The following is a 7,687-nucleotide window of genomic DNA, read 5'->3' as shown; positions in this document are numbered from 1 at the left end:
GTCCTCCAGGATGCCGACGGCCAGCTTGAACTGGTTGTCATCATCGGCCGGGTCCGTTTGCGGCCAGGGACAGTACGCGCCGCAGGCGCGAAGCTGCGTGACCAGCGGGGTCGCGTCTAGGCGCAGGTCGTGCAGCAGTCGGGCCAGGTAGGTGTAGCGGTCGTCGACCTGCCAGTACCACCGGGTATCGCGAGCGGTGCAGGCGTACACCAGGTGTGCGTGATCCGGATGATCCTGCAGCCAGGCCGCTGCGGCGCCCCGGCCGCGCTGCAGCGCGCCCAGCCCGGTGCGGTACGGCGCGTAGTGCCACTCGTGCGAGCAGTCGTCTTCTTCACAACCCATTCCGTACAGGATGAAACCTGCCGGCCGCCCTGCTCCATCGATTTGTTGAGCCGAGCAGCGGGCAGCACGATTGCCCTGGCGGTGCGGCAACCACGGGCGACCTGGCGCCGTCCAACCACTGGGACCGGCTGTTGGCCGGCGCGGCGGAAGGACGGCGAACGAGATGGGCCGGCGAAGCTGTCTCTTGACGATGGTCGCGATCGGGGTCCTGATGGCAGGCTGCGGCGGCGGGGCAGGGGTGGACGAGTCTCCGCCGCACGCCCTGCCGCCGGTCACCGCAAGCCTGAGATCAGCGGATCCAGTGGCACTGCTGGGCAACTGGACCCTGGCCGGGGTCGCCGAGGAGCCGCGCGGCATCCTGCGCCTCGCACCTGACCAGACCCAGCTCTTCGGCCGCTGCGGGATCCTGCTCGGTTCCTGGCGGGCCGACGCTGGTGGTCTCTTCGTCGCCGGCATGTTCGGCTCAACCGCGGCGGTGGGCGGTCCGGGCTGCGACAGCGCCCCCGGACAGAACCCGCAATGGCTGAACCGGGTCACGTCGTACCGGCTGGAGGGCGAAACGCCGTTGTTCCTCGACGCCGACGGCGCGGTCGTCGCCCGGCTGCTACCGGGGGCGACACCGACGCCCGGGCCGTACCTGGCTGCGTCCGAGGTGGCGCCGCCGGAGATCACCGACGAGGTCCGGCGGCGGTTCGTGCCCGCAGCCGCGCTGCCGGCGGCCCTGGCTCCCGCCGCCCGAGACCGGCTTGTCGGGAAATGGGTGCCCGTGAGCGGGCCGAGGAAGGCGTACGTGGAGTTCAAGGCCGACGGTGAGTGGCGCGGCTCCGACGGCTGCAACGGCCAGGTCGGGCGTTGGGTGGCCGGCCCCGCAGGGGCGTTCCTTGCCACCACCGGGCCCAGCACCCTGATTGGCTGCGACGGGGTGCCGGTCGGGGCCTGGCTCTCCTCGTCCTGGCGGGCCGGACTGGACGGCAAGGCCCTGGTGCTCCTCGACGCCCAGGCCAAGGAGGGAGGCCGGCTACGCCGCGCCGGCTGACCGTGCCCGGGCTGTGCGGCTCCCAGTGACGGGACCACTGCTTGGAGGGCTGCCGGTCGCGCGCTGGCCGCGCCCCGGGATCGTCGCGTGTGAGGAGTTCGCCTCGGTCGGGATCCGCTGCCGGTCTGTCAGGATGTGCGAGGCGATGCCCTCATCTGACAGTGGCTGCAGTTGCCGGAGGTGCCGGCGGTCGCCGAACAGCACAGCATCAGCACGAGCAGCATCCGGGCGATCCCCGAGCACGGCGGGACATCCAGAGCGCGGCCGGTCGTGGGACCTCCCAAGATGAACAGCAAGCACCTTGGCGAGAGGAACGAACAGGCATGTCGCGGAATATCGAGACCGTCAACACCTACCTGGACGGCTTCCGCAAGAACGATCACGAACAGATCCTGTCCTGCCTTACCGATGACATCGAGTGGACCGTCTTCGGCGCCTTCCGTCTGACCGGCAAGGAGGCCTACGACAAGGCCATCGACGGCGCACCCGAATTCATCGACCCTCCAGAGCTGGAGGTCGTGCGCATGGTCGAGCAGGGCGACGTCGTCATGGCGGAGCTGACTGGCACGGCGAAGCGCGCTGCGGGCGGGTCGATGCGCATGTCCATGGCGGAGGTGTTCGTCATGCGCGACGGCAAGATCGCTGAGCGCCGCGCCTGGGTGACCGAGCTCAAGGAGAACGAGTACCGCTGAGTTGACATCCCGCTCTGCCGGCGCCCCCGCCTTGTTCGAAGTCCATGACCTCGCCGTGCGGGACATACGGGCAGCGGTCCTGATCAACGGGGGTGCGCCGCGCGTGGGCGAAACGCCTCCGGGTTCGGGTGGGAGACGTTTTTGCGGGTGGCCGTGAATCTGGTCAGGCGAGTGGCGTAGATCGTCGAGCGGCGGGTACTCGGCGGAGCGCCTCTGGTTGCCAGCACGGATCCCGGCAGGCGGTGCGGACGAGCAGCCTGATCTGGCTCTGCGGTCCCGATCGAGTGGGAGACGGCGAGAGCCGCGAACAGGTGTGCCTCGATCCCTGACCCTGAACGAGGCGCGCTCCGCAGGCGCCCTTGCCGGCTCACACGGCAGGAAGGGGCACATGTCATTGCCTTCGGGATAGGGAGGGCCTCTTGTCGACGTATCGGGTGGCGGCGGCCCCGGCAGCGCTGCCGAGGTGTGCCGACTGTTGCCGGGGAAACCGTGGGCGGTACGGGCAGGGGAGGACAGGATGACCGACGCCCGTGCCGCACTTCGGATCGCCAACCGGCTCGGCCGGCTCCTCGGCCTGACCGCCGCCGCGCTGGCGCTGGTGCTGTTCGCCCTGTTGCACGTGCTGGTGAGCCGGCTCAGCCCGGTCACCGACACGATCAGCGACTACGCCCTCTCCTCGGACGGCTGGATCTTCGACACGGCGGTGCTGGTGCTGGCCGCCAGTTCGGTGTGCCTGCTCGGTCCGTTGCTGTGGCGGCGGCAAACCGCCGTACCCCTGGCCACCGCCTGCTACGCCTGCTGGTGCCTCGGACTGGTGGTGTTGACGGTCTTTCCGCGCGACCCGGTCGACGCGCCGGTCACCGCGACCGGCGAGATCCACAAATGGGCATCCGTGGCCGCCCTGCTCAGCCTGCCGCTCGGCGCGCTGCTGACGGCCCGCCGGCGGCGCGGGCCGGGGGCCCGGGTGGTGGCGGTGACGGCGGCCGTCTGCCTGGTCGCCCTCGTTCCGTTCGTCACCGCCTACCTGGCGAGCTCGCCGCTGAAGCCGTACCTCGGGCTGGTCGAACGGGCCGTCGCGCTGGGCGAGGTCATCCTGCTGCTGTTGCTCGGCACGATCCGCCTAGGCCTGCAGGCAACCACGCACCTGACGGCGGCAGGATCGACCCCGGGCGTGATTCAACCCGGCAGCCGATCACGTCAGCGTGCCGTGGATGGGCGGGGCGGCGGGGCGTACCGGGCGGGAGGCGTCGCGGGAGCGCGGCCACACGCTCCCGGCCGATGATCTCGACGGCGGACAGGCCGGCCCTGCCCCTTCGACCGCCGGCCGAAGGGACAGCGACCGCCCGGCTCACTCCGTCCCGACGTCGTGCGCGGTGCCATCGGCGACCGCCTGGAGCTTGTCCGGGTTGGCCACGTTGTGGATGGCAGTGATGCGGCCGTCGGCATCGAAATCGAAGGTGACGGTCGCGATCACGCGGCCCGGACCGCGGAACACGATGCCCGGGCCGCCGTTGAGCTCAACGACTTCGACCTTCATGTCGGCCGGCTCGACGCCCTGGTAGGTGACGGTGCCGATGGCGGCGAACCAGGAGGCCACCGTGGCTGCGCCGACGACCGGGCGGAGGGCCTGGCGGACCTTGCCGCCGCCATCGGTCCACAGGGTGACGTCCGGGGACAGCAACTCCATCAGCGCATTGATGTCACCGCCGGTCGCGGCGGCGAAGAACCGCTCGGTGACCTCCCGCTGCCGTGACCGGTCCGCAGTGAAGCGCGGCCGCCGGGCACGCACATGGTTACGTGCACGATGCGCGGCCTGCCGTACCGCGGTCTCGGACCGCTCCAGGGCCTCCGCGATCTCGGCATGGCTGAAGTCGAAGACCTCCTTCAGCACGAACACCGCGCGCTCGAGCGGGCTCAGCGTTTCCAGCACCACCAGCATCGCCGTCGACACCGACTCGGCGTCGGTGACGGCGTCGGCGGTGTCGCCGGTGGTGAGGATGGGTTCCGGAAGCCACGGTCCGACATAGGTTTCTCGTTTGTGCCGGGTGGAGCGCAGTCGTTCCAGCGCCAGGTTCGACACGATCCGGGTCAGGTACGCCTTGGGGTCGGCCACCTGCGCGCGGTCGGCGGCGGACCATTTGATCCAGGCGTCCTGGACCGCGTCCTCGGCGTCGGCCGCGGTGCCGAGGATGCGGTAGGCCACCGAGAAGAGCAGGTTGCGATGCTGGTGGAAGACCTGCTGGTCGAGGTCCGAAGGCAGGTGGGTCACTGCGCCTCCCTGGTGAAGCGGCCGCCGTGGGGCCAGAACGCGCCCGAGGCGGGCATCGTCTTCATGCGGCCGTAGGTCGGCCAGGGCGACGCGGTCACCGTCTCCTTGTACCGCGCCGCCACGCGACCGGTCAGGTACATCCGTCGAGGGCTGTCGTCGGGGTAGGTGAACTGCACGACCGCGTCGCGCCGGCCCAGGCTCACCGGCGTGTGGTAGTAGCCGAAGCGGAACGGCTTGGGCTGCTTACCGGCCAGCCTACGGATGATCGAGATCGCGGCGTGCACCCCAGTCGGCATACCGCCCTGGCAGGTGCCGTGCATGACGCCGTAGCCCTGGCGGATCGCTGCCGCGTCGCCCACGGCGTACACGTCCGGGTGCGACACCGACCGCAGCGCGGCGTCGGTGACGACGCGGCCGCGCTCGTCGACGGTCAGCCCGGCGGCGGCCGCCAGCGGCGACACCCGCGTGCCGCTGGTCCACACGACCGCATCGGCGGCGATGCTCTCCCCGCCGGCCAGCTCGACCGAATCGGGCAGCACCTTCACCACGTCGACCCCGCTGCGCACCTGCACACCCAGCCGCTGCAGCGCGGCCTGCAGATACGCCCTGGCCTTCGGGTTCATGGCCGCACCGGGTTCCCCCCGGCCCAGCAGCACGACGTTCAGTTCCGGATGCTGCTCGGCGATCTCCGCGGCCGACTCGATGCCGGTGAGCCCGCCGCCGCCGACCACCACCGTGCCGCTGCCCAACTGCGCGAGCCGGGCGGCCAGCAACTCGGCGTCCTGGGCGCTGCTCAAGGTGTACGCATAGTCGTCGACGCCCGGCACCGCCGCCGTGTCGGCCACGCTGCCCAACCCGTACACCAGCGTGTCGTAGTGCAGGACCCGGTCGTCGTCGATCCGGACGGTCTTCGCGTCCGCGTCCACCGCCGTCACCCAGCCGCGCACGAACCGTGCACCCGTACCCTCCAGCAGCTCCGGGATGCTCAGCTCGGCGAGCCGCTGCCCGGTCGCCGTCATGTGCAGCCGCAGTCGCTCGGTGAACCGCTCCTGCGCGTTCACCAGAGTCACCTGCACGTCGTTGCGCCGCTTCACCCGGGCCGCGAGCTGGACCGCCGCGGACATGCCCGCGTAACCCGCGCCCAGGATGAGGACGCGGTGGGGGGTCGTGCCGGCTTCGCGCTGAGTGCTCATCGTCGCGCCTTTCTCCACGTGTTGCTGACGACCAGCAGATGGAAGCCGGCCGCCCGTCCGTGACATGAGGCCCATGTGACGTGCAGCACAGCGTTCGCCGCCGCGACGTCCTGCGCTGGCCGCGGGTGACCCGCTCAGACGCCGCGGGCGAACAGGGCCAGGCGGACCCGGTTGTCGCTGCCGGTCTTCGTCATCAGGCTGGTGATGTGGGTCTTGACCGTGGTGATCCCGATGTGCAGCCGCTCGGCGATCTCGTTGTTCGACAGGCCCTCGGCGACCAGGTTCAGCACGTCCTGCTCGCGGGCGGTCAGCCCCTCGACCGGCCGGGGCGTCTCGGCGCGGGCATGTACGGCGCGCTGGACCAAGCGCCGCAGCACCTCCTGACTGAACGGGCTGTCACCGGCGGCGGCCTTGCGGACGCCGTCCAGCAGGTCGGCGGGGGGTGCGTCCTTGAGCAGGAATCCGCAGGCGCCGGCGGTCAGCGCCGGATAGAGGTGGTCGTCGTCGCCGAACGTGGTCAGCACCAGGATGCGGGTGCCGGGACGGTCGGCGAGGATGCGGCTGGTCGCGGTGATCCCGTCCACGCCCGGCATGCGCAGGTCCATGACGACGACGTCGGGGACCAGCCGGGCAGCGAGGGAGACCGCGTCGCGGCCGTTGTCGGCCTCGCCCACGACCTCGATGTCGGGCTGGGCGTCGCAGAGCATGCGCAGGCCCGCGCGGATGAGGTGCTGGTCGTCGACCAGCAGGACGCGGATCATGCCGGCTCCGCCGCGTGCGGCCCCACCGGGGCCTGGCGTTCCTGCGCGGACTGGGCCGGCGGGACAGCGGGGGAGGAGAGGGGAGAAGGCACTGGGGCGGTGGCCGGGAGTACCGTACGCACCCGCCAACCCGCGCCCGCCGGACCAGCCTCCAGGTGGCCGCCGAGGACCTCGACGCGCTCGCGCATGCCGATGATGCCGTGGCCGCCGCCGGACGGCACCGCCGCCGGCACCCAGCCACCCCCGTCGTCGGACACCTCCCAGTGCACCGCCCCGTCGACCACGCTGACCGACAGGCGGGCGAGGGCGGACGTGCCGGCATGCTTGGCCACGTTGGTCAGCGCCTCCTGGGTGAGCCGCAGCACCGCCATTCCGCGTACCGCGTCGAGCGAACCGATCGCCGGGTCGATCTCGGCCTCGACGGTGACGCCGGCCTGGCGGGCCCGGTCGACCGCGGCGCCGAGAGCCGCCGGGAGCGCAGAGGGCTCGATGGCGGTCAGCGCCGCGTCGCCGCGTACCCCGTCGGGGTTGCGCAGGACCGCGACCAGCCGGCGCAGGTCGGCCAGGGCCGCCGTGCCCGTGCCGTGCACGTCGTCGAACACCCCACCCACCCGCGGGTCCAGATCCGTCAGTACGTGCCGGGCCACGCCGACCCGCAGCACCATCGACGCCACGTGGTGCGCGACCACGTCATGCAACTCCCGCGCGATGGCGCTGCGTTCGTCGGCGCGGGCGGCGCGGCTCTCCGACTCGAGTCGGCGCTGCTCCTCCGCCGCCCGCTCCTGCGCCTGATGGGCCAGCTCCCGGGTGGTCCGGATGACCAGCCCGAGCAGCAGCGGGACGCCGACCTCCACGAGCAGCCCGACGATGCCGGAAAGGAACCGGGGGAACGGGTCGCCGATCGAATCGGTCAGGTCGACCGCGGCCAGCAGCCCGGCGGCCAGCCAGATGGTCCGTGGCCGCCGCGCCCGCATGGCCAGCTCGAGCAACGCCCAGCTGGCCCCCACCTGGTTGATCATGAGGTCGTCGACCAGCCAGATCGCGACCGCCAGCAGCGCGACCTGCGCCAGCAGGTTGACCAGTGACCGGCGGTGGAACACCAGCGCGACGCCGAACGCGATCCCCGCGAGGACCAGCTGCGTGGCCGTCGGCCCGCCTTTCATCGGGGCGCCGAAGACCAGGTAGCCGACGCCGCTCAGGTCGAGCAGCACCGTCCGCGCGAGGCCGTCGCGCGCGTCGAACAGTCGTCCTAACCAGCCCACGGCGTTCAGCGTCCCTGATCAGCTTAGTGATCCTGAGTCGGATTGAGTTTCCAGGATCGTTTCCCACCGTGGTGGAGAGGCGTGGGCGTGCAGGTGGAATCCTGCGCCCAGGGCGGCTCCGCGTGGCTGGTG

8 protein-coding genes are annotated in these 7,687 nt (G+C 71.4%); 3 read left to right on the top strand and 5 right to left on the bottom strand.

Translation table 11 applies throughout. From position 1 onward, the window contains the following. Positions 1-342: hypothetical protein (locus tag ACY34I_RS39805; RefSeq protein ID WP_462760631.1), on the bottom strand; the 342-nt coding region annotated here is incomplete at its 3' end. 301 nt (positions 343-643) lie between these two features. On the opposite strand from ACY34I_RS39805, the gene ACY34I_RS39800 reads away from it, so the two are divergent. The 3 genes from ACY34I_RS39800 to ACY34I_RS39790 all read left to right on the top strand — a co-directional run bounded on the left by ACY34I_RS39800 (position 644) and on the right by ACY34I_RS39790 (position 3,352). Further along, positions 644-1,378, top strand: coding sequence for an META domain-containing protein (locus tag ACY34I_RS39800; RefSeq protein WP_462760629.1), 735 nt, complete (start codon positions 644-646; stop codon positions 1,376-1,378). A 323-nt stretch (positions 1,379-1,701) separates the two neighbouring features. Continuing rightward, entirely contained in the window at positions 1,702-2,070 is a 369-nt protein-coding gene (locus ACY34I_RS39795; RefSeq protein WP_462760627.1) for a nuclear transport factor 2 family protein, read from the top strand. A gap of 517 nt (positions 2,071-2,587) precedes the next feature. Beyond that, the gene (locus ACY34I_RS39790) at positions 2,588-3,352 is read left to right on the top strand and encodes a DUF998 domain-containing protein (protein WP_462760625.1); all 765 of its coding nucleotides are present in this window, start codon (positions 2,588-2,590) and stop codon (positions 3,350-3,352) included. Positions 3,353-3,418: 66 nt separating this feature from the next. Here the strand turns inward: ACY34I_RS39790 and ACY34I_RS39785 are convergent, their stop codons facing one another. The 4 genes from ACY34I_RS39785 to ACY34I_RS39770 all read right to left on the bottom strand — a co-directional run bounded on the left by ACY34I_RS39785 (position 3,419) and on the right by ACY34I_RS39770 (position 7,555). After that, the gene (locus ACY34I_RS39785) at positions 3,419-4,339 is read right to left on the bottom strand and encodes an RNA polymerase sigma-70 factor (protein ID WP_462760623.1); all 921 of its coding nucleotides are present in this window, start codon (positions 4,337-4,339) and stop codon (positions 3,419-3,421) included. Beyond that, positions 4,336-5,532: an NAD(P)/FAD-dependent oxidoreductase gene (locus ACY34I_RS39780; RefSeq protein ID WP_462760621.1), complete on the bottom strand. Its 1,197-nt coding sequence runs from the start codon at positions 5,530-5,532 to the stop codon at positions 4,336-4,338. Before ACY34I_RS39780 ends, ACY34I_RS39785 begins: the two co-directional genes overlap by 4 nt. Positions 5,533-5,666: 134 nt before the next feature. After that, the gene (locus ACY34I_RS39775; protein ID WP_462760619.1) at positions 5,667-6,293 is read right to left on the bottom strand and encodes a response regulator transcription factor; all 627 of its coding nucleotides are present in this window, start codon (positions 6,291-6,293) and stop codon (positions 5,667-5,669) included. Next, positions 6,290-7,555, bottom strand: coding sequence for a sensor histidine kinase (locus ACY34I_RS39770; protein ID WP_462760617.1), 1,266 nt, complete (start codon positions 7,553-7,555; stop codon positions 6,290-6,292). The genes ACY34I_RS39775 and ACY34I_RS39770 overlap by 4 nt, the downstream gene beginning before the upstream one ends. Positions 7,556-7,687 lie beyond the last annotated feature (132 nt).

Source organism: Micromonospora sp. RTBAU3-60, from assembly GCF_054963695.1.
Note: the sequence above shows the minus strand (reverse complement) of the source record. Positions and strands in the feature narration are given on the sequence as shown.

Excerpts from the sequence above, each read along its gene's own strand:
- ACY34I_RS39795 (WP_462760627.1), top strand. The coding sequence starts at position 1,702 with ATGTCGCGGAATATCGAGACCGTCAACACCTACCTGGACGGCTTCCGC.
- ACY34I_RS39790 (WP_462760625.1), top strand. The coding sequence starts at position 2,588 with ATGACCGACGCCCGTGCCGCACTTCGGATCGCCAACCGGCTCGGCCGG.
- ACY34I_RS39780 (WP_462760621.1), bottom strand. The coding sequence starts at position 5,532 with ATGAGCACTCAGCGCGAAGCCGGCACGACCCCCCACCGCGTCCTCATC.
- ACY34I_RS39775 (WP_462760619.1), bottom strand. The coding sequence starts at position 6,293 with ATGATCCGCGTCCTGCTGGTCGACGACCAGCACCTCATCCGCGCGGGC.